The organism is Micromonospora echinaurantiaca, assembly GCF_900090235.1.
Lineage (GTDB): Bacteria > Actinomycetota > Actinomycetes > Mycobacteriales > Micromonosporaceae > Micromonospora > Micromonospora echinaurantiaca.
In genome coordinates, this window is the sequence record NZ_LT607750.1 from 275,668 (window position 1) to 299,301 (window position 23,634).

The 23,634-nt window shown below is 74.9% G+C and carries 23 protein-coding genes and 2 pseudogenes; 14 read left to right on the forward strand and 11 right to left on the reverse strand.

The genetic code is table 11. The annotated features are described in order from the left end of the window. Complete coding sequence (locus GA0070609_RS01285) at positions 1 to 939, forward strand: ribose-phosphate diphosphokinase (protein WP_088992085.1); 939 nt, start codon at positions 1 to 3, stop codon at positions 937 to 939. 192 nt (positions 940 to 1,131) lie between these two features. Here GA0070609_RS01285 and GA0070609_RS01290 read toward each other — a convergent pair whose 3' ends face one another. Then, positions 1,132 to 1,599: an ATP-binding protein gene (locus GA0070609_RS01290; protein ID WP_088992086.1), complete on the reverse strand. Its 468-nt coding sequence runs from the start codon at positions 1,597 to 1,599 to the stop codon at positions 1,132 to 1,134. Positions 1,600 to 1,720: 121 nt separating this feature from the next. Here GA0070609_RS01290 and macS point away from each other — a divergent pair, with 121 nt between their 5' ends. Together macS and GA0070609_RS01300 are read left to right on the forward strand one after the other, a co-directional pair. Further along, positions 1,721 to 2,842: a MacS family sensor histidine kinase gene (gene macS / locus GA0070609_RS01295; protein ID WP_231928488.1), complete on the forward strand. Its 1,122-nt coding sequence runs from the start codon at positions 1,721 to 1,723 to the stop codon at positions 2,840 to 2,842. A 91-nt stretch (positions 2,843 to 2,933) separates the two neighbouring features. Then, entirely contained in the window at positions 2,934 to 3,596 is a 663-nt protein-coding gene (locus GA0070609_RS01300) for a response regulator (RefSeq protein WP_088997416.1), read from the forward strand. A 1-nt stretch (position 3,597) separates the two neighbouring features. Here GA0070609_RS01300 and GA0070609_RS01305 read toward each other — a convergent pair whose 3' ends face one another. From GA0070609_RS01305 to GA0070609_RS01315, 3 genes are all read right to left on the reverse strand, one after another. Then, positions 3,598 to 4,170, reverse strand: coding sequence for a DUF5709 domain-containing protein (locus GA0070609_RS01305; RefSeq protein ID WP_088992088.1), 573 nt, complete (start codon positions 4,168 to 4,170; stop codon positions 3,598 to 3,600). Positions 4,171 to 4,317: 147 nt separating this feature from the next. Then, on the reverse strand, positions 4,318 to 5,043 hold the full coding sequence (locus GA0070609_RS01310) for an ATP-binding protein (RefSeq protein WP_231928489.1): 726 nt from the start codon (positions 5,041 to 5,043) through the stop codon (positions 4,318 to 4,320). A gap of 59 nt (positions 5,044 to 5,102) precedes the next feature. Then, positions 5,103 to 6,101 carry an SDR family oxidoreductase gene (locus GA0070609_RS01315; RefSeq protein ID WP_088992090.1) on the reverse strand — a complete coding sequence of 333 codons (999 nt, stop codon included), beginning with the start codon at positions 6,099 to 6,101 and terminating at the stop codon, positions 5,103 to 5,105. 399 nt (positions 6,102 to 6,500) lie between these two features. Between GA0070609_RS01315 and GA0070609_RS01320 the strand changes: the two genes are divergently transcribed. Beyond that, positions 6,501 to 7,703, forward strand: a complete 1,203-nt coding sequence (locus GA0070609_RS01320) for a glycosyltransferase (protein ID WP_088992091.1) — start codon at positions 6,501 to 6,503, stop codon at positions 7,701 to 7,703. On the opposite strand, the pseudogene GA0070609_RS01325 reads toward GA0070609_RS01320, so the two are convergent. The 4 genes and pseudogenes from GA0070609_RS01325 to aroA form a co-directional block, all read right to left on the reverse strand. Then, positions 7,658 to 8,601: pseudogene (locus GA0070609_RS01325) on the reverse strand (hypothetical protein). The gene GA0070609_RS01320 and the pseudogene GA0070609_RS01325 overlap by 46 nt on opposite strands. A gap of 59 nt (positions 8,602 to 8,660) precedes the next feature. Further along, positions 8,661 to 9,479 (reverse strand): histidinol-phosphatase, encoded by an 819-nt coding sequence (gene hisN, locus GA0070609_RS01330; RefSeq protein ID WP_088992093.1) that lies wholly within the window; start codon positions 9,477 to 9,479, stop codon positions 8,661 to 8,663. 24 nt (positions 9,480 to 9,503) lie between these two features. Further along, positions 9,504 to 10,490 carry a ribosome small subunit-dependent GTPase A gene (gene rsgA, locus GA0070609_RS01335; protein WP_231928490.1) on the reverse strand — a complete coding sequence of 329 codons (987 nt, stop codon included), beginning with the start codon at positions 10,488 to 10,490 and terminating at the stop codon, positions 9,504 to 9,506. Positions 10,491 to 10,610: 120 nt separating this feature from the next. Continuing rightward, on the reverse strand, positions 10,611 to 11,912 hold the full coding sequence (gene aroA / locus GA0070609_RS01340) for a 3-phosphoshikimate 1-carboxyvinyltransferase (RefSeq protein ID WP_088992095.1): 1,302 nt from the start codon (positions 11,910 to 11,912) through the stop codon (positions 10,611 to 10,613). Positions 11,913 to 12,034: 122 nt separating this feature from the next. Between aroA and GA0070609_RS01345 the strand changes: the two genes are divergently transcribed. The 5 genes and pseudogenes from GA0070609_RS01345 to rsrA all read left to right on the forward strand — a co-directional run bounded on the left by GA0070609_RS01345 (position 12,035) and on the right by rsrA (position 15,442). Further along, positions 12,035 to 12,745 (forward strand): SOS response-associated peptidase, encoded by a 711-nt coding sequence (locus GA0070609_RS01345; RefSeq protein ID WP_088992096.1) that lies wholly within the window; start codon positions 12,035 to 12,037, stop codon positions 12,743 to 12,745. Positions 12,746 to 12,942: 197 nt separating this feature from the next. After that, on the forward strand, positions 12,943 to 13,335 hold the full coding sequence (locus GA0070609_RS01350; protein WP_088992097.1) for a WhiB family transcriptional regulator: 393 nt from the start codon (positions 12,943 to 12,945) through the stop codon (positions 13,333 to 13,335). 147 nt (positions 13,336 to 13,482) lie between these two features. Next, positions 13,483 to 14,119, forward strand: a pseudogene (locus tag GA0070609_RS01355) (alpha/beta hydrolase family protein); the annotation flags it as partial. Between the two features lie 212 nt (positions 14,120 to 14,331). Then, positions 14,332 to 15,153: a sigma-70 family RNA polymerase sigma factor gene (locus GA0070609_RS01360; RefSeq protein WP_088992099.1), complete on the forward strand. Its 822-nt coding sequence runs from the start codon at positions 14,332 to 14,334 to the stop codon at positions 15,151 to 15,153. Between the two features lies 1 nt (position 15,154). Next, complete coding sequence (gene rsrA, locus GA0070609_RS01365; RefSeq protein WP_088992100.1) at positions 15,155 to 15,442, forward strand: mycothiol system anti-sigma-R factor; 288 nt, start codon at positions 15,155 to 15,157, stop codon at positions 15,440 to 15,442. 112 nt (positions 15,443 to 15,554) lie between these two features. On the opposite strand, the gene GA0070609_RS35130 is transcribed toward rsrA, so the two are convergent. Beyond that, entirely contained in the window at positions 15,555 to 15,629 is a 75-nt protein-coding gene (locus tag GA0070609_RS35130) for a 50S ribosomal protein bL37 (protein ID WP_373292824.1), read from the reverse strand. A 232-nt stretch (positions 15,630 to 15,861) separates the two neighbouring features. Between GA0070609_RS35130 and GA0070609_RS01370 the strand changes: the two genes are divergently transcribed. Further along, a complete protein-coding gene (locus tag GA0070609_RS01370; RefSeq protein WP_088992101.1) occupies positions 15,862 to 16,077 on the forward strand; it encodes a biotin/lipoyl-binding carrier protein in 216 nt (71 codons plus the stop codon). Next, positions 16,074 to 16,586: a GNAT family N-acetyltransferase gene (locus GA0070609_RS01375; RefSeq protein WP_088992102.1), complete on the forward strand. Its 513-nt coding sequence runs from the start codon at positions 16,074 to 16,076 to the stop codon at positions 16,584 to 16,586. The genes GA0070609_RS01370 and GA0070609_RS01375 overlap by 4 nt, the downstream gene beginning before the upstream one ends. A 79-nt stretch (positions 16,587 to 16,665) precedes the next feature. Here GA0070609_RS01375 and GA0070609_RS01380 read toward each other — a convergent pair whose 3' ends face one another. Then, positions 16,666 to 17,247 carry a TetR/AcrR family transcriptional regulator gene (locus GA0070609_RS01380; protein WP_088992103.1) on the reverse strand — a complete coding sequence of 194 codons (582 nt, stop codon included), beginning with the start codon at positions 17,245 to 17,247 and terminating at the stop codon, positions 16,666 to 16,668. Between the two features lie 111 nt (positions 17,248 to 17,358). On the opposite strand from GA0070609_RS01380, the gene GA0070609_RS01385 reads away from it, so the two are divergent. After that, the gene (locus GA0070609_RS01385; RefSeq protein WP_088992104.1) at positions 17,359 to 18,951 is read left to right on the forward strand and encodes an MDR family MFS transporter; all 1,593 of its coding nucleotides are present in this window, start codon (positions 17,359 to 17,361) and stop codon (positions 18,949 to 18,951) included. Between the two features lie 19 nt (positions 18,952 to 18,970). Here GA0070609_RS01385 and GA0070609_RS01390 read toward each other — a convergent pair whose 3' ends face one another. Beyond that, positions 18,971 to 20,797 carry a tetratricopeptide repeat protein gene (locus GA0070609_RS01390; RefSeq protein ID WP_088992105.1) on the reverse strand — a complete coding sequence of 609 codons (1,827 nt, stop codon included), beginning with the start codon at positions 20,795 to 20,797 and terminating at the stop codon, positions 18,971 to 18,973. 188 nt (positions 20,798 to 20,985) lie between these two features. On the opposite strand from GA0070609_RS01390, the gene GA0070609_RS01395 reads away from it, so the two are divergent. Beyond that, a complete protein-coding gene (locus GA0070609_RS01395) occupies positions 20,986 to 22,017 on the forward strand; it encodes an SIS domain-containing protein (protein ID WP_088992106.1) in 1,032 nt (343 codons plus the stop codon). 25 nt (positions 22,018 to 22,042) lie between these two features. Further along, a complete protein-coding gene (locus tag GA0070609_RS01400) occupies positions 22,043 to 23,626 on the forward strand; it encodes a PAS domain-containing sensor histidine kinase (RefSeq protein ID WP_088992107.1) in 1,584 nt (527 codons plus the stop codon). The last annotated feature ends 8 nt before the right edge of the window (positions 23,627 to 23,634 follow it).

Below are 23,634 nucleotides of genomic sequence, written 5' to 3' on the forward strand. Positions count from 1 at the left end.
GTGCGTGACATCGCCGTGTTCAGCGGAACCGCCCATCCCGAACTCGCCGCCGAGATCTGCGCCCACCTCGGGGTGCCCCTGCACCCGGTGCAGGTCTCCCGGTTCGCCAACGACTGCCTGGAAGTGCAGTTGCAGGCCAACTGCCGGGAGCGGGACGTCTTCCTGATCCAGCCGCTGGTGCCGCCGGTGCAGGAGCACCTGGTGGAGCTGCTGCTCATGATCGATGCCGCCCGGGGCGCCTCGGCCGGCCGGATCACCGTGGTGCTGCCGCACTACGCGTACGCCCGGTCGGACAAGAAGGACGCGCCGCGGATCTCCATCGGCGGCCGGCTGGTGGCCGACCTGCTCACCTCGGCCGGCGCCGACCGGGTGCTGGCGATGACCCTGCACTCCCCGCAGGTGCACGGCTTCTTCAGCGTGCCGGTGGACCACCTGCACGCGCTGCGCGAGCTGGCCGAGCACTTCAGCCGGTACGACCTGGGCAACACCGTGGTGGTCTCGCCGGACCTGGGCAACGCCAAGGAGGCGGCGGCCTTCGCCCGGCGGCTCGGCACCCCGGTGGCGGCCGGGGCGAAGCAGCGGTTCAGCGACGACCGGGTCAAGATCAGCGCGGTGATCGGCGACGTGGCGGACCGGGACGTGATCGTGCTGGACGACGAGATCGCCAAGGGCAGCACGGTGATCGAGCTGATGGAGCACCTACGCGAGCTGAAGGTCCGCTCGATCCGGCTGGCCTGCACGCACGGCCTCTTCTCCAGCGGCGCGCTCGACCGGCTCAGCGAGCAGGAGGGGGTGCTGGAGATCGTCTGCACCAACACGGTGCCGATCCCGGTCGACAAGCGGGTGCCGAAGCTGAAGGTGCTGTCGGTGGCGCCGGCGCTGGCCGAGGCGATGCGCCGGATCCACAACGGCGAGTCGGTCAGCGCCCTCTTCGCCTGACCGGGATCCGCGCGGCCGGTCCCGGAGTCACCAGGCCCCGTCACGCCGCCCTGCGCGGTGCCGCCAGGCCCGAGTCGCCGCCGCGCAACGGCGGGGGCGCCGGGACCGAGCCGCCGCCGCGCACGGCGGGGGCGCCGGGCACTTGTCGAACCACCCCGGGCCGCCTGCGGCCGGCGCGACGGCCGGTCGCGGTCAGTCGCGGCGGTGCCGGCCGATGTGCTCGGGGGCGCCGACACCCGTGCTGATCCGGACGGTCGTGCCGGCGGCGCCGGTCTCGACCTCCATGCTGTCGCTGAGCTCGCGGGCCAGCCAGAGCCCCCAGCCGCCGGCGGTGTCCGGCGCCGGCCGGCTCCGGTCGTCCAGGCGCCGGGCGCTGATCCCGGGGCCGTGGTCCGCGACCTCGCAGAGCAGCTGGCCGGCCTGCCGCCACAGCCGCAGCCAGCCCTGCCCGCCACCGTGCCGGACCGCGTTGGTGATCAACTCGTTGACCGCGAGCACGAAGTCGTCCAGCCGCTGCCCGGTCAGCCCAGCGGCACGCACGCAGGAGGTGACCGAGTGCCGCAGCTCGGTCACCTGGGCCTGGTCGAAGGCTTCGGCGATCAGGAGGGAGGGTTCGATGGGCACAACCGTACGCGGTGCCGGGGGATCAGCGTTCGTCATGGCCCCGTCCCGCCAGCGGATCTCGGAGTTGTTCGCGGTATTTCCACCGTACGTCACGGTTAGCGCGCCCGCACCGGCCGGGGTGACGGGCCGCGCGGGGCGCTGTGGCATCGTGGCCTCCGTGCCGTCCCCGCCCGGTGGTCTCGAGGTCCCGCTCTGGCGGGCCGTCGCGGTGTTCCGGGTCGCCTCCCTGGCGTACGTCTGCGTGGTCGTGCTCCGCGACGCGGATCGCTACGCCCACCCGCTCGCGGCGGGCGCGGTGGTCCTGGCGATGGCGGCCTGGACCGGGGTGACCGCTGCCGGGTACGCCCGGCCGCGATGGCGGGGTTGGCCGCTGCTCCTGGCCGACCTCGGGGTCGTCCTCGCGATCCTGCTGGTCACCCCGTGGGTGGTCGGGCGCGCGGCGCTCGCCGCCGGGGTGACCACCCTGGCCGTGGCCTGGCTGGGCGGGCCGGTGCTGGCCTGGGCGGTCTCCGGCGGGCGGCGCCGGGGCGCGGTCGCCGCCCTGGTGCTCGGCGCCGCCGACCTGGCGACCCGGGGGATGGTCTCCCCGTCCGCGCTCAACGGCACCATCCTGTTGCTGCTCGCCGGCGTGGTGGTGGGGCACGTGGCCCGGCTCGCGGTGACCGCCGAGGAGCGGCTGCACCGGGCGGTCGAGTTGGAGGCCGCGACCCGGGAGCGGGAGCGGCTGGCCCGGGACATCCACGACTCGGTGCTCCAGGTGCTGGCGCTGGTGCAGCGGCGCGGCGCGCACCTGGACGGCGAGGCCGGCGAGCTGGCCCGCCTCGCCGGTGAGCAGGAGGCGGCGCTGCGGGCCCTGATCGCCGGGACCGGCCCGGTCCCCACCGACGGCGGCCCGGTGGACCTGCGCGCCCTGCTCGGCCGGTACGCCTCGGCGACGGTGTCGCTCTCGGCGCCGGCCACCCCGGTGCCGCTGCCCGGGCCGGTGGCCCGCGAGCTGGCCGCCGCCACCGCCGCCGCGCTGGACAACGTCGAGCGGCACGCGGACGGCCGGGCCTGGGTGCTGGTCGAGGACGAGGGGGCGACGGTGACGGTGTCGGTCCGCGACGAGGGACCCGGGTTCCCCGACGGCCGGCTGGCCGAGGCGGCGGCCCAGGGGCGGCTCGGCGTCGCCCGGTCCATCCGGGGCCGCCTCGCCGACCTCGGCGGCATCGTACGGATCACCTCGACGCCCGGCGCCGGCACCGAGGTGGAGTTGACAGTGCCCCGGGCGCCGCGGTGAGCGCGAGGAGCGCGTCGGGTCCACGCGCCGCGCAGTCGGGAACGGGAGAGGTCACCGTGAGCGGGGACAGGGGGAGACCGTGGCGCGGGTGATGGTGGTGGACGACCACCCGATGTGGCGCGAGGGGGTGGCCCGCGACCTGACCGAGGCCGGCCACCAGGTGGTGGCCACCAGCGGCGAGGGGCGGCAGGCGGTCCGGGTCGCGGCGGCCACCCGGCCGGACGTGGTGGTGCTCGACCTGCAACTGCCGGACATCTCCGGCGTCGAGGTGATCCGGGGGTTGCGCGCGGCGCTGCCCGAGGTGCGGGTGCTGATGCTCTCGGCCAGCGGCGAGGCACAGGGCGTGCTGGACGCGGTGAAGGCCGGCGCCACCGGGTACCTGGTGAAGTCCGCCGCCCCGGCCGAGTTCCTGGACGCCGTGCGGCGTACCGCCGCGGGCGAGCCGGTCTTCACCCCCGGCCTGGCCGGGCTGGTGCTCGGCGAGTACCGGCGGCTGGCGGCCGAACCGGCCGGGGCCGCCCCGGCGGGCGCCGGCCCGCGGAGCCGGGACGGCGCGGCACCCCGGCTCACCGACCGGGAGACCGAGGTGCTGCGCCTGGTCGCCAAGGGGATGTCGTACAAGCAGATCGCCGAGCGGCTCGGGCTGTCCCACCGGACCGTGCAGAACCACGTGCAGAACACGCTGGGAAAGCTCCAGCTGCACAACCGGGTCGAGCTGACCCGGTACGCGATCGAGCGCGGACTGGACGACTGAGTCAGACCGAGTGCGGCGGGCGCGTCTCGTGGATGGCCAGCTCCTCCGCGGTGGCGCCACCGCCGGCCGAGCCCGCGTCGTACGCGACCGAGTCGGTCTCCTGGTCGGTGTGCGCCCCCTCGTCCGGTTCGACCAGCCGCCCCACCTGGGAGTCGGCGATGCTGCCCAACTGGCCGTGGTCGTAGATGGAGACCGGCGACTTCGGGTCCGAGGTCGGTCCCGGGTCGATGACGTCCGCGTCGAGCTGCGCCTGTGCCGCCTGCTCCCGGCTGTCCGCCTCGGCGGCGATGTCCGGGTCGATCGGGCCGGCCAACGGATCGTCGACCGGGCGTTCGAACGTCTCCCGAGCCAGCTTGTAGTCGAGCGACTCGCCGTCGAGCTGTTCCTCGGCGGTGGTCCCGAACCGGTCCACCGCCACCGGGTCCCGGTCGGCGGGAATCTGCGCCGGCTCCGGACCGTCCGCCTCGCGCCCGGTCAGGACGTCGTCGTTGGCGGTCGAGTCGTCGTCGGCGGTGTCGGGCAGGCCCTCCGCCTCGGGATCGGACACGGGGGTCGGGTACTCGTCGTCGCGCATGACCGGTCACTACCCACTCCCGGCACCCCCATAACCGCCACCACCGGCCGCGCAGCCGGTCTTCGGGTCGGATCGGGGACGGCCGACGACACACCGCCCGCCCACGGCGCAACGGCCCGCCCCGTGCGTACCGCTCCGGTTGGGCGGTCAGCCCCGGGCGGCGGCCTCGTCGTCCGGGTGCAGCACGCACCAGACGACCTTGCCGTCCGGGATCGGGCTACTGCCCCAGCGCCGGGCCACCGTGTCGATGAGCAGCAGGCCCCGGCCGCCGGTCGAGGTCAACGGGGCCAGCCCGGCGTACGCCGGCTGGCGCGCGGAGTGGTCCCGGACGGCCAGGTGCAGCTCGCTGTCGCGGGGCGCCAGCCGGACCGTCATCGGGGTGTGCGCGTGGGCGACCACGTTGTTGACCATCTCGGTGACCGCGATGCAGCCCGGCTCGGCCAGCCGCGGCACCCCCCACCGCTGGCAGCCGTCGGTGACCAGTTGCCGGGCGTGCCGGGCGGCGCCGACCGTCGGCGGCAGGTCGGCGGTCAGCACGGCGGCCATCGGCGCGGCGGCCAGCGCGGCCATCGCCTCATCCAGGGTCGGCCAGGCGGGCACCCCGGCGACCGTGCCGGACGGGTCGTGCAGCAGCAGGTCGGCGGCGGGCCAGTCGAGGACCTCCCGGCGCACCTCGGCGAAGACCTGCGCGGCCGCGGGCTCGGCCACCCGCAACCCGGAGAGGTCCACCACGACCGGGCCGGGCCGGTCGCTGAGCCGGGCGAGCAGCGCGTCGCGCACCGGGTCGACCCCGGCCTGGTCCAGCACCCCGGTCACCCGGATCACGGCGGACGACCGGTCCGTCTCCACCAGGCAACGCACGTCGGTCGGCATGATCGCCCTATTCTGCCTGCCCGACGCGGACCCCGCATCCGACCGGCCGGCCGGACCCATCAGCGATCCGTCCGGGTTCGTCGGGCCATCGCGGCGACCGTGCCCACCGCCGTGCCGGCGGCCGCCAGACCGAAGGCCGCCGTCATCCGCACCAACTGCCGCCGCCGGCCGTGCCAGCCTCCGTCGCGCTGGGCCGCGGCGTCCGGATCGAAGACGTTTCCGGCGGTGTCCAGCCGGGGCGCCGGCCCGAACTGGGTGCGGTGGGCGTACCAGCCGAGCGTCCGCTCGACCAGCGCCGGGGCGAGCCGCCACTGCAGGCCGATCAGCCGGGCGGCGCCGCCGGCGTACGCCTCCCGGCGCGGACGGCGCAGCATCCGGACGATCGTCTGGGCGACCACCTCCGGCGGGTAGACCGGCGGCGGTGGCACCAGTTCCCGCCCGCTGTGGTTGGCCGCGTGCCGGTAGAACGGGGTGTCGATGGTCGCCGGGAGCACGGTGCAGATCGAGATGTTGTCCCGGCCGGTGACCCGCAGTTCCTGGCGGACCGTGTCGGCCAGCCCGCGGATGCCGTGTTTGGTGGCGTTGTACGCCGACTGGTACGGCATCGCCACCTCGGCCAGCACCGAGGCGTTGTTGACCAGCACCCCGCCGCCGGCCGCCGTCAGGTGGGGCAGCGCGGCCCGGGTGCCGTACACGGCGCCGAGCAGGTTCACCTCCAGCACCCGGCGGAACTCCTGCACCGGGATCTCGTCGAACAGGCCCACCACGCTGACTGCGGCGTTGTTGACCCAGCCGTCGATCCGGCCGAACTCCTCCACCGCCCGGGCGGCCAACCGCTCCATCGCGGCCGGGTCGGTGACGTCGGTCGGCACGACCAGCGCCCGGCCACCCAGGTCTCGACAGTTGCGGGCCACCTCGCGCAGGGCGGTCTCGCTGCGGGCGGCCAGCACCACGGCGGTGCCTCGGCGGGCGAGGGCGTACGCGGTGGCGGTCCCGATCCCGCTGGAGGCTCCGGTGATCACCACGGTGGCGTCGGTGAGGCTGCGGGTGAGCGGCATTCCTGGCCGGTACCCCGGCTGGCCGGGGGTCATGCGGGCGACACCGGTCGGATCCTCGATGCAGGTCGGGCCGCCGGCCGCCGTACGCCCCGTGGCGCTCGCGGGTTGCCGAACCGGGCCTCGCCGGCACGCCGGTCGGGGCCTCGCCGGCACGCCGGCCGGGTTGCCCGCCGACCCGCGCGACGGCGGCTGGCCGGGCGGGCGCGAGGGCGTGCCGCCGGGCCGCAGGGGTGCCGGTGCGGGTGACGGGTGGCCCGCTGAGGCCGGGACAACACTTGCCGCCGCGCAACTACCCGCCGGCCTCTTCCCGATCTGCCAGGTTTCGGCTCCCGAGCGCTGGGTTAATGGGACCCTCTGACCGGAGGACCACCGCTGGAGAAGATCGCATGGAGGTGACCCATGCGCGTCGGCCTCGTCTGCGCGCACGCCGGCCCGTCCAGCCACCCCGACGGCCCGGCCGTCGGCACCCACCAGCACATCGCTCGGGTCGCCGCGGAACTGGCCGCACGAGGTCATGACGTCCGGGTGTACGAACGCCGGGACGACGCCGGGCTGCCGGAGACCGCCGACGTGCACGGCTACCGGGTGGAGCGGGTCCCGGTCGGGCCGGCCGCCGTGCTGCCCACCGCCGAACTGGTCCCGTACGTGGCCGAGTTCGGCCGCTGGCTGGCCGACCGCTGGTCGGGCGAGTGGACCCCGGACGTGGTGCACGGGCACTACTGGATCGGCGGGCTGGCCGCCGCGCACGCGGTACGCGAAACGGACATCCCGGTGGTGCAGACCTTCCACTCGCTCGGCGTGGAGCAGCTACGCCACCTCGGCCAGCAGTACGGCGGTCCCGGCGAGCGGATCCCGCTGGAGCGCGCGCTGACCCGGGCGGTGGACATCGCGGTCGCCCAGTGCAACGACGAGGTCGACGAGCTGACCCGGATGGGCCTGCAACGCACAGCGGTGGCGATGGTGCCGGCGGGGGTCGACACCGAGCAGTTCCACCCCGACGGGGAGGCCGCTCCGCGTGACCAGCGGGCCCGGATCCTCTCCGTCGGCGGCCTCTCGCCCGGTCACGGCCAGGACGACCTGATCCGCGCCATGCGGCTGGTCGGCGACGCCGAACTGGTGATCGCCGGCGGACCGCCGGCAGAGCAGCTGGCCAACCACGCCGAGGCCCGCCGGCTGCGCGAGCTGGCCGAACAGAACGGGGTGGCCGAGCAGGTGAAGCTGGTCGGCGCGGTGCCGCACGACCAGATGGCCACCTGGTACCGCTCGGCCGACGTGGTGGCCTGCACCCCGCACTACTCCTCCGCGGGCCGGGTGTCGCTGGAGGCGATGGCCTGCGGCGTGCCGGTGGTCGGGTACGCGATGGGCGGCATCGCCGACGCGGTGGTCGACGAGGTCACCGGCCGGCTGGTCCCGCCCGGCGACGTGCGGACGCTGGGCGTGACGCTGCGCCGGCTGCTCGCCGACAACGCCGGCCGGTTCGCGTACGGGCACGCCGCGGTGGACCGGGTGCGGTGCAGCTACACCTGGGAGCGGACGGCCGGCGCCTTGGAGCGGCTCTACGAGCGGGTGGTCCGCCGCCGCAAGCCGGTCGAAGCGGCCTGACCCGTCCAGGCGCGGCGGTTCCTAGCCCCGGTGGCGCTGCGGCTCAGCCGGCCCGGGTGGCGCCGACCAGGGTCCGCTTCCGCTCCCCGGCGACCGCGTGGTGGTGCTGCGGCTCGGCGTACCGGGTCAGCCCGATCACCGCGGCCAGGGTGACCAGGAAACCGACAGCGGCCAGCCACTCCCGGCCGGGCCAGATCTTGTCGTTGAGCAGCAGCAGGCCGATGATCGCCGCGGGCACTGCCCCGGCCGCGTCCATCGCCGCCACCGCCGCCGTGGTGGAGCCGCGCTGCATGGCCAGGCCGAGCAGCAGCTGGCCGACCACGGAGTGCGCGATCAGCAGGTAGAGCAGCGGGTTACCGAGGAACGCCTCGGCGGTCGGCGCGGACGCCAGCGGCCGGGCCGCGACCGCGGCGGCGGAGAACGCGAGCCCGGCGAGCGAGCCGAGCGCCACCGAACCGGGCGCGCCGTGCAGCCGCACCGCGAAGAAGCCGAGCACCGCGATCCCGAGGAGCGCCACCAGCAGGGCCACCGTGCCGGCCGTGCCGAGCTGCCGGGACGGCGCCGGCCGGGCGGCCAGCACCAGCGCCGTGATCCCGCCGAAGAGCAGCACCAGCAGCACCACCTCGGCTGCCGGTAGTCGCCACTTCAGCAGCAGCACGCCGAGCAGCGCGGTCACCCCGAGCCCGGCCGCCACGCTGGCCTGGACCAGGAACAGCGGCAGGTCCCGCCGGGCCAGGAAGGCGAGCACGAACCCGACCACCTGGCAGAGCAGCCCGACCAGGTAGGTGCGGTGGCCGGCCAGCCGCAGCAGCAGGCCGGGATCGAAGGTGTGGTGCACCGTGGTGCGGGCGGCGGCGACCGACTGGAGCAGGTTGGCGATGCCGTAGGCGACGATCATCGACGCGAGGAAGCACCAGCCGGAGGTGGACACCTGGCGAGGATAGAGGCTGGCCGGGGTCAGCGCGCGGTGGGCCGACCCAGCCGGGCGAGGATGTCGGCGTGCAGCGCGCCGTTGCTGGCCACCGCGCTCTGGTCGGCGTCGGTGCCGACCGTGGGGGACGGCGTGCCGTGCAGGTCGGTGACGGTGCCGCCGGCCTCGGTGACGATCGGCACCAGCGCGGCGACGTCCCACAGCGACAGCTCCGGCTCCACCATCACGTCCAGCGCGCCCTCGGCGAGCAGCATGTACCCGTAGAAGTCGCCGTACGCCCGGCTGCGCCAGCTGTCCCGCATGATCCCGAGCATCCCGTCCAGCCGCCCGTTGGCCGTCCAGCCGTCCAGGGACGAGTAGCAGAAGCTCGCGTCGGCGAGCGCGGTCACCCCGGAGACCCGGATCGGGACACCGCCGGCGGCGTCCGGTCCGGCGTACGCGCCCGCCCCGCGCGCGGCCCACCAGCGGCGGCCCAGCGCCGGGGCGGAGACCAGCCCGACCACCGGCCGGCCCCCCTCCAGCAGGGCGATCAGGGTGGCCCAGATCGGCACCCCGCGGATGTAGTTCTTGGTGCCGTCGATCGGGTCGACCACCCACTGCCGGTCGTCCGGGCCGGTGGCCGGCGCCGCGCCGTACTCCTCGCCGAGCAGCCCGTCGGTTGGGCGGTGCTCGGCGAGCAGCGTCCGGATCGCCCGCTCCGTGGCGGTGTCCGCGTCGGAGACCGGGGTCAGGTCGGGCTTCGCCTCGACCCGCAGGTCGAGCGCGCGGAACCGGGCCGTCGACACCGCGTCGGCGGCGTCCGCGAGCAGGTGGGCGAGGGCGAGGTCGTCGGCGTACCCGGTCATGTGGGCAACCTAGCCGATCCGGCGTCAGCCCCCGGCCGACGGCTCGCCGCGCGGCTCGTGCTCGCCGCGCGGGTCGCCCTCACCGGCCCGCGAGGCCAGCAGCCGGCGGTACGACGCCAGCCGGCGCGGGTCGGCCTTGCCGGCGGCCACCCAGGCGTCGAGGCCGCAGTCCGGCGCCTCGGCGGTGTGCGGGCAGTTGGCCGGGCAGTCGACGGTGCCCTCCACCAGGTCGGGGAAGCCGTGCAGCAGGCTGTCGGCGGAGACGTGCGCCAGCCCGAAGCTGCGCACCCCGGGAGTGTCGATGATCCAGCCCGGATCGCCGTCGGCGTCGCCGCCCGGCGCCGGTGGCAGCCGCAGCGCCACCGCGCTGGTCGAGGTATGCCGCCCCCGGCCGATCGCGCTGACCTCGCCGACCGCCCGGGCGGCCTCCGGCACCAGCCGGTTGACCAGCGTCGACTTGCCCACCCCGGAGTGCCCGACCATGACCGAGACCCGCCCGGCGAGCAGGCTGCGCAGGGCGTCCAGCTCGGCGTCCGGCTGGATCAGCACGTACGGCAGCTCCAGCTCGGTGTAGTAGCCGAGCACCGCCTCCGGGCCGGCCAGGTCGGCCTTGGTCAGGCAGAGCAGCGGCTCGATGTCGGCGTCGTACGCGGCCACCAGGCAACGGTCGATGAACCCGGTGCGCGGTGGCGGGTCGGCCAGCGCGCTGACGATCACCAACTGGTCGGCGTTGGCCACCACCACCCGCTCCAGCCGCCCCTCGGCGGTGGTCGCGTCGTCCTCGGCGGTGCGGCGCAGCACCGAGCGCCGCTCGGCGATCCGGACGATCCGGGCCAGCGCGCCGGCCGCCCCGGAGGTGTCCCCGACCAGGCCGACCCGGTCGCCGACCACCACCGACTTGCGGCCCAGCTCGCGGGCCCGCATCGCGGTGACCGTCGGCGCGTCCGGCCCGGCGTCGGGCAGCACGCAGGTGTAGCGGCCCCGGTCGACGGCGATGACGAAGCCGTCCACCGCGTCGGCGTGCCGGGGTCGGGTGCGGGTACGCGGGCGCGAGGACTTCCCGGGCCGGACCCGTACGTCGTCCTCGTCGTACTCCCGCCGCCTGGTCGCCAGGACCCGTCCCCTCTACCGTCAGCTCTTGCCGGTCACCATTGCTGACCATAGTGCCGGGAACTCGGGCATGGTCTTCGAGGTACACGCCACGTCGTCGAGTTCGATGCCGGGCACGGCGAGCCCGGCCACCGCGGCGGCGTGCGCCATCCGGTGGTCGGCGTAGGTGCGGAACACCCCGCCGCGCAGCGGGCGGGGGCGGATCTCCAGCCCGTCGTGGGACTCGGTGAGGTCGGCGCCGAGCGCGCTGAACTCCCGCGCCAGCGCGGCGATCCGGTCGGTCTCGTGGCCCCGGATGTGCGCCACCCCGGTGAACCGGGACGGCGAGTCGGCCAGCATGGCCAGCGCGGCCAGCGCCGGGGTCAGCTCGCTGACGTCGGAGAGGTCGGCGTCCAGGCCGTGCACGACTCCGGTGCCCCGCACGGTCAGCCCGGCGGTGGAGAGGGTCACCTCGCCCCCCATCAGCTGGAGCAGCTCGCGCAGCCGCTCCACCGGCTGGGCGCTGCTGCGCGGCCAGCCCTGCAACGTCACCTCACCGCCGGTGACCAGGGCGGCGGCGAAGAACGGCACCGCGCCGGAGAGGTCGGGCTCGATCGTCCAGCCGCGCCCGGTGAGCGGGCCCGGCTCGACCGTCCAGACGTCGGGGGTGGTGTCGTCCACCGCCGCGCCGGCGGCGCGCAGCATCTGCACGGTCATCCGCAGGTGCGGCGCGGAGGGGACCGGCGGGCCGACGTGCCGGACCACCACCCCCCGGTCGAAGCGCGGGGCGGCCAGCAGCAGCCCGGAGACCAGCTGGCTGGAGGCGGAGGCGTCGATGACCACCTCACCCCCGGCGACCCGCCCGGAGCCGAGCACGGTCAGCGGCAGGCTGCCGGTGGGCGGGGTGTCGATCCGTACGCCGAGCGAGCGCAGCGCGCCGATCAGCGGCCCGAGCGGGCGGATCCGGGCCTGCGGGTCGCCGTCGAAGGTGATCCGTCCGTCGGCCAGCCCGGCGACCGGCGGGACGAAGCGCATCACCGTGCCGGCCAGACCGACGTCGACGTGGGCCGGGCCGACCAGCCGGTGCGGCCGGACCAACCAGCGGTCGTCGTCGCTGATCGACATGTGCGCGCCCATCGCCCGCAGGCCGGCGGCCATCAGCTCGGTGTCCCGGGCGCGCAGCGGCCCGGCCAGCGTCGACGGCCCGCTGGCCAGCGCGCTGAGCACCAGGGCACGGGCGGTCATCGACTTGGAGCCGGGCAGGCGCACGCTGGCCGCGACCGGATCGGAGGCGGTCGGTGCGGTCCACGGCTGCGGCGGCCGGGTCGCGGTCAGGTTCCCCACGGTTACATTCTGCCGTGTCGGCCGGCCGGTGGCGCCGGCCGATCCGTGAGCTCCCGGTTGGCGGGACAGCCGAGCGGCCGGCGGGACAGCCGAGCGGCGGCCGGCGGGATAGCGTGTGCGACATGTGCGGGAGGTACGCGACGACCCGGAGCGCGGGCGACCTGAGCGCGCTGTTCGAGTCGTACGACGACACCGACGGCCGATTCGCTCCCGACCACAACGTGGCGCCGACCGATCCGGTCCCGCTGGTCCGGGTCACCTCCGAAGGGCACCGCGCGCTGTCCGTCGGCCGGTGGGGGTTGGTGCCGGCGTGGTCCCGGTCGCCGGCCGGCGCGGCCCGCATGATCAACGCACGGTCCGAGACCGTCGCCACCAGCCGGGCGTACGCGGGCGCGTTCGCCCGCCGCCGCTGCCTCGTCCCGGCCGACGGCTGGTACGAGTGGGTCCGCCTGGCCGGCGGTGGCAAGCAGGCCTACTACATGACCCCGCTGGACGGCTCGGTGCTCGCCTTCGCCGGCATCTGGTCGGTCTGGGAGGGCTCGGCCGGGCCGTTGCTGACCTGCAGCGTGCTGACCACCGCCGCGCTCGGCGAGCTGGCCGAGGTGCACGACCGGATGCCGCTGCTGCTGCCGCGCGAGCGGTGGGCGGGGTGGCTGATCTCGGGCGGCGAGCCGGACGCGCTGCTCAGCCCGCCGCCGCTGGACTGGCTCGGCGGGTTGGAGATCCGCCCGGTGGGCCCGGCGGTCGGCGACGTCCGCAACGACGGCCCGGAGCTGACCGCCCGGGTGCCGGTGGCGCGATCCGCCGAGCCGGAGGAATTGACGCTGTTCTGACGCCGTCGGCACATTGTCGCCGACTGATTTGCCAGTGTTGCGGGTGAATCGTCGCCCGAAAATTCCGCCAACTTTACGGCAGAGTCTTGTCCCGGCCTCTGGAAGTGCGATACAACACAGCGCCGGTGGTGGCTGTCGATCCGCACGGGGTGGACGACGGCCATCGATCTTGCCGGTCCCACGGGGGAGGTGGGTGGATGACACGGGCACGTATGCCCCGCCCGCACGAGGTGGCCGCCGCACGACGAGATCCGCGACTGCTGCGCGCGTTGCGGGAGCGGCGCCAGGACGAGGCATGGCGGACCAGAGGGACCTGCCAGAGTGTCGACCCGGAAACGTTCTTTCCGGCGCCGAACGAGCCGGCGGACGCCGCGATCGCGCTCTGCCGCAGCTGTGACGTGCAGGGCTCCTGCCTGGCCTGGGCGCTGGAGGTGGGTGACTGCCACGGGGTGTGGGGCGGCACCACCCCGCGCGAACGGCGGGCGATGCTGGTCGCGTGGCGCTCCGAGGTGCAGCCCGATCCGGACGCCGCCGACGAGGCCGGGCCGCCGGTGCGCGACCGCCTGCTCACCCTGGTGCCGCTGAGCTGATCGCCGACTGAGTCGACCGCGACCGGCCCGTGGATCACGGGCCGGTCGTTCGTCGTGGGTCGGTCCGGTGTCGGGTCCCCCCGGCCGGGCGGCGGGCGCGCCGGGACTCCACGGCCGGACCGGCGGCGCGGAGCGCAGAATGAGCCGGTGCCGACCAGCGACGACATCGCCACGCCACGGGGCCCCGCCCGGGTGGACACCGACCTGCCCACCGGGCCACCGGCCGCCCTGCTGGTGCTCGGGCACGGCGCGGGCGGCGCGGTCGACGCGCCGGACCTGCTGGCGGTCCGCGACGCCGCGGTCGGCGCCGGGCTGGTGGTGTGCCGGGTGACCCAGCCCTACCGGGTCGCCGGTCGCCGCGCGCCCGCCCCGGCCGGGCACCTCGACGAGGCGTGGACCGCGGTGCTGGCCGTGCTGCGGGACCGGCATCCCGGCGTACCGCTGCTGGTGGGTGGCCGGTCCAGCGGCGCGCGGGTGGCCTGCCGCACCGCGCGGGCGGCGGACGCCGCCGGCGTGCTGGCGCTGGCGTTCCCGCTGCACCCGCCCGGGCGGCCGGAGCGGTCCCGGGCGGCGGAGTTGGCGACCGGCCTGCCGACGCTGGTGGTCAACGGCGACCGTGACCCGTTCGGGGTGCCCGAGCCGGGGCCGGCGGTGCGCGTGGTGACCCGGCCGGGGGAGCGGCACGACCTGCGCGGCGATCCGGCCGGTACGGCCGCGGTGGTGCTCGGCTGGCTGCGCGAGCGGGGCTGGGCGGCGACCTGACCGGGCGACCCGGCGCGCCGGGCGGGCCGTTTCCGTCGGCGGAGCCGGGTCGTTGCACCGGTTGGTGCCGTTCGCCCGGTTCGGGCGGCGGCACCGGTCCTCCCAGGCCCTTCCTGGTCCCAGCGCCGGTCCCGACCGGGGCCGGGACCAGGAACGGGGGCCGGAGCCGGAATGATCGGGCCGGCGGTTCGCGTTGCACCCCCCGGACGACATTTCTGGCGAGGGGGGTGACCGGTGCCGACCGAGACACGGGCCCGGGAACGGGACGAGCGGGAAGCACGGCGGCTGCGTCAACTGCTGGACGGTCCGGACTGGCCCGCGGCGGTGCTGCCGGCCGGTTCGGCGGTGAGCACCGGCACACCCGACGGAAGTGGATCTGCCACCCCGTCGGGGCGCGTATCCTCGGCGGGAAAGCATCCGACGCGAGGGGATGTGCGGTTGACCACCGAGAAGACGGACGAGCGCAGGGCCCGCTTCGAGCGGGACGCGATGCCCTTCGTCGATCAGCTCTACGCTGCCGGGCTGCGGATGACCCGCAACCCGGCGGATGCCGAGGACCTGGTCCAGGAGACCTACCTGAAGGCGTACGCCGCCTTCCACCAGTTCGAGCAGGGCACCAACCTGAAGGCCTGGCTCTACCGGATCCTGACCAACACCTACATCAACTCCTACCGCAAGCGGCAGCGCCAGCCGATCCAGGCGCCGACCGAGGAGATCACCGACTGGCAGCTCGCCGAGGCCGAGTCGCACACCTCCAGCGGGCTGCGCTCGGCCGAGACCGAGGCGCTGGACCGGCTGCCGGACAGCGACGTCAAGGAGGCCCTCCAGCAGTTGCCGGAGGAGTTCCGCCTGGCGGTCTACCTCACCGACGTCGAGGGCTTCTCCTACAAGGAGGTCGCCGACATCATGGGCACGCCGATCGGCACGGTGATGTCGCGCCTGCACCGCGGCCGTCGTAATCTGCGCAAGCTGCTCGAGCAGTACGCGGCCGAGCGGGGCTTCAGTGCCGCGTCGTCGTCGAAGGGCTCGACCGCTGCCGCCGGCCGGGAGGTGTGACGTGAGCTGTGGGAAGCCGCACGAGACGGACTGCCGTGAGGTGCTCGAGGAGGTCTACCTCTACCTCGACCTCGAGTGCGCCGAGGAGCGGCGCACGCTGATCCGCTACCACCTCGACGAGTGTGGCCCCTGCCTGCGCGAGTACGGCATCGAGCAGGAGGTCCGGGCGCTGGTCGCCCGGTGCTGCGGCAACGAGACCGCGCCCGAGCAGTTGCGCGAGCGGCTCCGGGTCCGGATCTCCGAGCTGGTGGTCTTCGAGAGCAGCGAGTCGCGGGAACTGACCGACTGAGCGCGGCGCGACGACGAAAAACCGGTGGCCCGGGTCGAGACCGACCCGGGCCACCGGTGTCTCCGGCATCGGGCCGGTGCGGTTCGCCGCCCCGACCTTGCCGGCACGCCGCTCAGGAGTTGGGGCGCTTGCCGTGGTTGGCGTTGCTCTTCTTGCGGGCCTTCTTCTTCCGGGCCTTCTTCGCCATGGTGACCTCCTCGTGATGGTCGGATCCGCCTGCGCACGACCTCGGCGCCGGTGCACGCACCGGTCCGCCCGGCGCCAGGTCCGACCTGCTGATGCTAGTGCGGCGGGCACCCACCGCCGTCGCCCGGGGCAGCAGCGGTACGCCCCGCCGCCCGCCGCCCGCTCCGCGCCCGCCGGCGCCGCGCTCATGATTGGATACGTCGGCAGGTAACCCGCGAGAGGGAGGGCCGGAGATGGCCGAGGAGATCCGCGCCGAGATGGTGGCGAACGTCTGGAAGGTCGTCGCGTCGGCCGGGGACACCGTGTCCGAGGGGGACACCCTGGTGATCCTGGAGTCGATGAAGATGGAGATCCCGGTCGTGGCGGAGTCCGACGGCGTGGTGCGGCAGCTCGCCGTGAACGAGGGGGACGTGGTGCAGGACGGCGACCTGATCGCGGTGATCGATTGAGCGGCCTGCTGGTCCGCCGGGCCGCCCCGGCCGACTTCCCGGCGGTGGCCCGGCTGACGGTGGCCGCGTACGAGGCGGACGGGCAGCTCAAGGGCGAGCACGGCTACGCCGCGACGCTGGCCGACGTGGCGACCCGGGCGGAGCACGGCGAGGTGCTGGTCGCCGCCGACGAGGCCACCGGCGAGACGCTCGGCTCGGTGACCTTCGTGCTGCCCGGCACCCGGTACGCCGAGCTGTCCGCCCCGGGCGAGGCGGAGTTCCGGATGCTCGCCGTGGACCCGGCCGCCCAGGGGCGCGGCGTGGGGCTCGCCCTGGTCGACGCCTGCGTGGCGCGGGCGACCGAGCTGGGCTGCTCGGCCGTGGTGATCTGCGTACGCAGCGGCTTCGCCACCGCGGCTCACCGCCTCTACCAGCGGCGCGGCTTCGTCCGAACGCCCCAGCTTGACTGGTCGCCGGTGCCCGGGGTGGAACTGCTCGGCCTGCGTCTCGACCTCACCCCGGCCGACTGACCGCGCTCCCGGCGGCTTCGCTTCGAAACTGGACCGCGCCGGCGGCTGTTCCGCCGGCCGGCGGCGGCCCGGCCCAGGGCTACCGGGCGGGCCCGGCCGGCTGGCCGATGGGGGCGAGTAGCTCGTCGGCCACCTCCAGGGCGATCCGCCGCCGCTCCTCGTCGCTGATGTGCGGGGTCCGGACGGCGAACCAGCTGGTGTGCACGGCGAAGAGCGACAGCGTCGCGCGCAGCTGCGCCGACGGTGAGTCGTCGCCCCGGAAGAGCGCCTCGGCCAGCTTCATCAACCGGCCGCGCATCTGCTGCCCGGCGGAGAGGCTCTTGAGCACCGTCTGGTTCTGCTCGAAGAACCGCATCACCGAGGGTTGCTCGCTGGTGAACATGGCGTCGGCGTAGCGGGCGATCAGGGCGCGGCGGGTCTCCAGCGTGGGCGGCTGGGCCTCGGCCCAGGCGATGAGCTCGTCGATCAGCTCCAGCCGGTCCTCGACGAAGCTGGTGACGATCTCGTCCTTGCTCTTGAAGTGGTAGTAGAGCGCCGCCTTGGTCACGTCGAGCCGCTCGGCGATCTCCCGTAGCGAGGTCTTCTCGTACCCCTGCTCGGTGAAGAGCTCCAGCGCGACGGCCTTGATCCGCTCCCGCGTGCCGCCTGTGCTCTCCCTCACCCAGACACCCCAATCCGCTTGACCTGCTGCCGTACCCAACTTACCGTCCGGCTAGTAAGGTAGCTAGCCGGTCGGCAAGTAAGTGCGTCACTTCTCGGGGGGAGCTTACCCATGACTCAGGCCACCCAGGCCGTGGCACGACCCAACGTACGGGTCGTGCTCTCCGGCCTGATGATCGCCATGATGCTGGCGATGCTCGACAACATGATCGTCAGCACCGCGTTGCCGCGGATCGTGGGCGAGTTCGGCGGGCTGGACCACTTCACCTGGGTGGTTACCGCGTACGTGCTGGGCACCACCGTCTCCACCCCGATCTGGGGCAAGCTCGGTGACCTCTACGGCCGCAAGTCGGTCTTCCTCACCTCCGTGGTGATCTTCCTGGTCGGTTCGGCGCTCTGCGGCATGGCCGGCTCCGACGTGTTCGGCGGTCCGGCCGACGGCATGGTCGAGCTGATCGCCTTCCGGGCCGTCCAGGGCCTCGGTGCCGGCGGCCTGATGGTCGGCGTGATGGCGATCATCGGCGACCTGGTGCCGCCCCGGGAGCGGGGCCGCTACCAGGGCATGATCGCCGGCATCATGGCGATCGCCATGGTGGCCGGCCCGCTGGTCGGCGGCTTCATCACCGACCACCTCTCCTGGCGCTGGGCGTTCTACGTCAACCTGCCGCTGGGCGGCGTCGCGCTGCTGGTCCTCGCCACCACCATGCACCTGCCGAAGTACCGCACCGAGCACCGGATCGACTGGCTCGGCGCCGGGCTGCTGTCGGCCGGCATCACCGCGATCGTGCTCATCACCACCTGGGGCGGCAACGAGTACCAATGGACCTCGCCGCAGATCCTCGGCCTGGCCGCGCTCGCCGTGCTGGCGCTGGTGGTCTTCGGCCTGGTCGAACGGCGGGCCGCCGAGCCGATCCTGCCGCTCGGACTCTTCGCCAACCGCAACTTCGCGCTGATCTCGGTGATCGGCTTCCTGCTCGGCTTCGCGATGTTCGGGGCGATGAACTTCCTGCCGCTCTACCAGCAGACCGTGCAGGGCGCCTCGGCGACCAACTCCGGGTTGCTGCTGCTCCCGCTGATGTTCGGCATGCTGGTGGTCTCGCTGCTGGTCGGCCGGGCGATCACCCGGACCGGGCGGTACCGCAGCTACCCGATCATCGGCGGCGCGGTGATGGTCGCGGGCATGGCCCTGCTGACCCGGCTCGACGTGCACACCGGCAAGCTGGAGTCCTCGCTCTACATGGTCGTGCTCGGCGTCGGCATGGGCTTCCTCATGCAGACCTCGATGCTCATCGCGCAGAACAGCGTGGAGCAGAAGGACCTGGGCGCGGCGAGTGGCGCGGCCACCTTCTTCCGCTCGATCGGCGGCTCGTTCGGCATCTCGCTGTTCGGCGCGATCTTCGCCAACCGGCTGGCCGACTCCCCGGCCGGCGGCGCCTTCACCGGCGGCGGTGGCGAGGCCGGGGTCGGGATGGACCTGGCGCAGCTCAAGCAGCTGCCGGCGCAGGCCCGCGAACTGGTGCTCGGTGGCCTCGCCGACGCCATCTCGCACGTCTTCTGGTGGGCGGTGCTGTGCACCGTGGCGGTGCCGGTGCTGGCCTGGTTCATCAAGGAGATCCCGCTGCGCACCGCCAACGAACCCCCCGCCCCCCAGCCCACCGACGACGACCAAGCCGAAACCGCCCCAGCCAAAGCCCCCGCCGCCTAACCTGCACCTCCGTCGGGGGTCAGGGGTGGGGGCGGAGGGGGGCGGTTAGGCGGCGCCAGAGGCGGTAGAGGGGGTTGCGGGGGCGGGGGAGGCCGGTGCGGGCGGTGAGGAGGGTGGTGGCGAGGGCGGCGGTGTCCGGGGCCAGGGCCGGGGTGGCCAGGGCCAGGTGGGCCAGGGAGGTGGCGATCGGCACCGGGCGCACCCGGGCCACCGCCGCCACGTCGGCCAGCCGCTCGGCCACCACCGCGGCCACGTCCGGGCGTACCCGCGGGTCCACCCAGGCGGCGGTGACCAGGGCGAACAGCGCCGCCTCGGTGATCCAGTCCTCGACACCCCAGACCAGGTCGAGCAGCACCCGGCGCCGGGTGGACTCCGCCCACGGCTCGTCGGTGCGGTGGTGCAGCAGGCCCAGACAGGTCCACACCTGCGCGCAGCGCACCCAGAGCGAGGGGTCCTGCCCGCCCAGCACCCGGCCCAGCGCGGTGGCCGGCGGCTCGGGCGGGTGCACCAGCAGGCCGAGCAGGTCGGCCAGGTCCAGGGTGGCCAGGCCGACCGCCGCGTCGTACGCCGCCGGCGGGTGCAGCCAGGCCGGGTGGGCGAGCTGGCGGAGCCGGTCCGCCGCCGCCGCCGAGGGCGCCGGCACCGCGGGCGCGGCGGTCGTGCCGTCGTAGCGCCAGAGCTGCCGGGTGTCGGCCCGGCGCGGCTCGCGGGGGTCCGGCCCGGCCACGTCGGCCACCTCGACCCGCAGCCCGGGCGCGGCCGCCGCGACGGTACGCATGGCGCTCGGCGGCGCCGGCGTGTCCAGCCGTACGGCGGCGCCGTGGTCGCCGGCGAGGGCCAGTCGTAGCGCGTCCACCACCGCCCCGCCGGCCGGGGTGACCTGTCCCAGCCAGGGCCGGCTCCGGCAGCACTCGGCCAGGTCGGCGTGCTCGTGCGAGTCGTCCGGGTGCTCCCGCACGAAGTCGGCGAGCGCGACCAGGTGCGCCACGTCGCCGTCGCGCTGGAACCGCAGCCGGTGCGCGGTGTGCACCGCGCAGTCGAAGGTGGGATCCCGGGCCAGCGCCCGGTCGATCCAGTCCAGCGCCTCGTCGAGCCGGCCGTTGTCGGCCAGGGTGCCGGCGATGTCGGCGTACACGGCGAGGTCGTCGGGGTCGTGCTCGACCGCGCGGCCGAGCGCCGCCAGCGCCTCCCGGGTGCGCCCGGCGCTGCGGTACGCGTACCCGAGCCACACCTCGCCGATCTTCGACGGCTGTGCGCGTACCCCGCGGGCGGCCCAGCGGATCGCCAGCGCTACCTCGTCGAGGCGCCGGGCCAGCGCGGACGCCGCGCCCAGCAGCAGGGCGTGCTCGGGGTGCACGGTGACCGCGTTGCGGGCCAGGGCCAGGTACGGCGCCAGCGCCGGCCGCCCGGCGCGCGGCACCGGATCGGGTGCGACGGCGCAGACCTGCATCAGGATCCGGGCGATCCGCTCCGGGTCCAGCCGCTCAGCCAGCTCCGGCGCGGTCACCCAGGGCACCCCGGCCCAGTCCGTGCCCGGCACGTGCCCGCTGGCGGCGACCAGCAGGTCCAGCCCCTCGGCCGGCTGCCCGGCGGCGGCGAGCAGGTGGGCGCGGGCGACCACGGCGCCGACGAAGACGCGGTGACCGAGTGGGAAGAGCTCGACGCCGCCGTCCCCGCTGGCGGCGGCGAGCCGGGCCAGCAGCTCGTGCACCTCGGGCAGGGTCGGGGCCTGGGCGAGCGCGCCGGCGAGGTGGCCGGCGGCGTGTGGCAGGTCGCCGGCCTCCAGCGCCAGCCGGGCCAGGGCCAGCTCCTCCGCCACGGGCAGCGGGCGGTCGTCCTCGGACACGGCGTCCTCTCGGTCGTTTCTGCTCGGTGAGGTCGGGCAAGCCTAGGTGATGTTGGAACGAGGTGGTGATCATCTGCGCACTACTGCTCGTTAGATTGCTCAGGCCAGATCAAACGTGCAAGACTGAGCAGGAAACGCGCGGCAATCGCGCAGTGGGAGGAGTTTCCGTGACGGGTGCAGGGGCCGGGATGGCCGCCGACATCGACGAGCAGCCGGCCGGCTACGACCGGTTGCTCTCCGCCGAACACGCCGGGGCGATCGCCCGGGTCGCGGCCGTGATCGCCGAGCGCCGGCCCCGGCACGTGGTGTTCACCGCCCGGGGCACCTCCGATCACGCCGCGCTCTACGGCGCCTACCTGACCGAGATCCGGCTCGGCCTGCCGGCCGGGCTCGCCTCGCCCAGCGCGATCACTGTCTACGGCGCCCGACCCGACCTCTCCGACGCGCTGGTGGTCGGGGTCAGCCAGAGCGGCGGCTCGCCCGACCTCACCGAGGTGCTCCGCGCGGCCCGCGCCTCCGGCGCGCTCACCCTCGCCGTCACCAACGCGCCGGACTCCCCGCTGGCCGGCGCCGCCGAGCTCAGCGTGGACATCGCCGCCGGGCACGAGCGGGCGGTGGCCGCCACGAAGACCTACACCGCCGAGCTGCTCGCCCTGCTGATGCTGGTCGAGGGGATCCGCGCCGGCGACGGGGCGCTGCCCGCCGCCGAGCGGGAGGCGCTCGCCGCCCTGCCCGAGCTGGCCGCCCGCACCCTGGCCGACCCCACCCCGGCCCAGCTCGCCCCGCGCTACCGGTTCGCCGCCCAACTGGTCACCACCGGCCGGGGGTACGCCTACCCGACCGCCCGGGAGGCGGCGCTGAAGCTGATGGAGACCTCGTACCTGCCGGCGCTCGCCTTCTCCGGCGCCGACCTGCTGCACGGCCCGCTGGCGATGACCGACCCGGACGTGCCGGTGCTGGCCGTGGTCGGCTCCGGGCCGGGCGGGCGGTCGATGGGCGAGGTGCTGCCCCGGCTGGGTGAGCGCCGCGCCGACGTGGTGGTGGTCGGTTCGGCCGAGGTGGCCGGCGCGACCCGGATGGCGGTGCCCGAGGTCGACGAGCGGTACGCCCCGCTGCTGGACATCCTGCCGCTGCAACGGTTGGCGTTGGCGTTGGCGCTGGCCCGGGGCGAGGACCCGGACGCGCCCCGGGGGCTCAAGAAGGTCACCGCGACGATGTGAGTGGCGACGTGGCACGCTGGTCAGCGTGTCCACGCTGCGCGACCTCGCCGAGGAGCACACCCGCCTCCGCCCGGCCGACATCGACCACCTGCACCGGATCGCCGGGGACTGGCAGTTGCTGTCCGACCTGTCCTTCGCCGACCTGCTGCTCTGGGTGCCGGTGGACGGCGACGGGACGTACCTCTGCGTGGCCCAGGTCCGCCCGACGACCGCCCCCACCGCGTACCTGGACGACCAGGTGGGGCGGATCGTCGGCGGGCCGGAGGTGGCCCACCTGGAGGTGGCCTACCGGCAGGGCCGGATCTGGCGGGAGGGCGACCCGGTCTGGTACGGCGACGTGCCCGCCCGGCACGAGGCGATCCCGGTCCGGCTGCGTACCGCCGACGGCGAGGCCGGTGAGGTGGTGGCCGTGGTCGGCCGGGACACCAACCTCTCCACCGCGCGTACCCCCAGCCAGCTGGAGCTGAACTACCTCACCACCGCCGACGACCTGGCCCAGATGATCGCCGACGGCACCTTCCCGCCGCCCCGGCACCCGGGCGAGACCACGTCCGCGCCGCGGGTCGGCGACGGGCTGGTCCGGCTGGACGCCAACGGCAAGGTCACCTACGCCAGCCCGAACGCCCAGTCGGCGTACCGGCGCCTGGGCTACGCCTCGCACCTGGTGGGGGAGGATCTGGCGGCGCTGCACCGCCGGCTGGCCGGCGACCCGCTGGAGGGCACCGACGCGGCGAACGGCATCCTGGCCGCGCTGCGCGGCGAGGCGCCGCCCCGCCGGGAGATCGACGCCCGGGGCGCGACCATGCTCACCCGGGCGCTGCCGCTGATGCCCGCCGGGGTGCCGATCGGCGCCCTGGTGCTGGTCCGCGACATCACCGAGGTACGCCGCCGGGACCGCGCCCTGATGACCAAGGACGCCACCATCCGGGAGATCCACCACCGGGTGAAGAACAACCTCCAGACGGTCGCCGCGCTGCTGCGGTTGCAGGCCCGCCGGGTGGCGATGCCCGAGGCCCGGGTCGCCCTGGAGGAGTCGGTACGCCGGGTCGCCTCGATCGCCCTGGTGCACGAGACGCTCTCCATGTCCAGCGACGAGGCGGTCGAGTTCGACGGCATCGTGGACCGGGTGGCCAGCGCGGCGACCGAGGTGGCCGCGGCTGAGTCGACGGTCGGCATGCGGCGCCGGGGCAGCTTCGGGGTGCTGCCCGCGGAGATCGCCACCTCGCTGGTGATGGTCCTCAACGAGCTGCTGCTCAACGCCGTCGAGCACGGCTTCCCGCCGGCCGAGACGGCCGAGACGGCCGGGGCGACCGAGGTGGCCGGGGCGGCCGACGGCGCGGAGCCGCCGGGCCCGGTGGCCAGGCCGGAGGTGGTGGTCTCGGCGCACCGGTTCCGCAAGCAGTTGCACGTCTCGGTGACCGACAACGGACGCGGGCTGCCGCCCGGGTTCGACGCCGAGCAGAGCGGACGGCTGGGGCTGCAGATCGTCCGCGCGCTGGTCACCGGCGAGCTGCGCGGCTCCATCGAGTTGCGCGACGGTGCGGAGGGCGGCACCGAGGCGGTGCTGGTCGTCCCGCTGGCCCGCAGCGCCCCCCGCTCCCCGAACTGAGCCGAGTG

Excerpts from the sequence above, each read along its gene's own strand:
- GA0070609_RS01370 (WP_088992101.1), top strand. The coding sequence starts at position 15,862 with ATGGCCGAGGAGATCCGCGCCGAGATGGTGGCGAACGTCTGGAAGGTC.
- GA0070609_RS01290 (WP_088992086.1), bottom strand. The coding sequence starts at position 1,599 with ATGACGAACGCTGATCCCCCGGCACCGCGTACGGTTGTGCCCATCGAA.
- GA0070609_RS01345 (WP_088992096.1), top strand. The coding sequence starts at position 12,035 with ATGTGCGGGAGGTACGCGACGACCCGGAGCGCGGGCGACCTGAGCGCG.
- GA0070609_RS01395 (WP_088992106.1), top strand. The coding sequence starts at position 20,986 with ATGGCCGCCGACATCGACGAGCAGCCGGCCGGCTACGACCGGTTGCTC.
- GA0070609_RS01320 (WP_088992091.1), top strand. The coding sequence starts at position 6,501 with ATGCGCGTCGGCCTCGTCTGCGCGCACGCCGGCCCGTCCAGCCACCCC.
- hisN (WP_088992093.1), bottom strand. The coding sequence starts at position 9,479 with ATGACCGGGTACGCCGACGACCTCGCCCTCGCCCACCTGCTCGCGGAC.
- GA0070609_RS01385 (WP_088992104.1), top strand. The coding sequence starts at position 17,359 with ATGACTCAGGCCACCCAGGCCGTGGCACGACCCAACGTACGGGTCGTG.
- GA0070609_RS01315 (WP_088992090.1), bottom strand. The coding sequence starts at position 6,101 with ATGCCGCTCACCCGCAGCCTCACCGACGCCACCGTGGTGATCACCGGA.
- GA0070609_RS01350 (WP_088992097.1), top strand. The coding sequence starts at position 12,943 with ATGACACGGGCACGTATGCCCCGCCCGCACGAGGTGGCCGCCGCACGA.
- GA0070609_RS01305 (WP_088992088.1), bottom strand. The coding sequence starts at position 4,170 with ATGCGCGACGACGAGTACCCGACCCCCGTGTCCGATCCCGAGGCGGAG.
- GA0070609_RS01300 (WP_088997416.1), top strand. The coding sequence starts at position 2,934 with ATGGTGGTGGACGACCACCCGATGTGGCGCGAGGGGGTGGCCCGCGAC.
- GA0070609_RS01310 (WP_231928489.1), bottom strand. The coding sequence starts at position 5,043 with ATGCCGACCGACGTGCGTTGCCTGGTGGAGACGGACCGGTCGTCCGCC.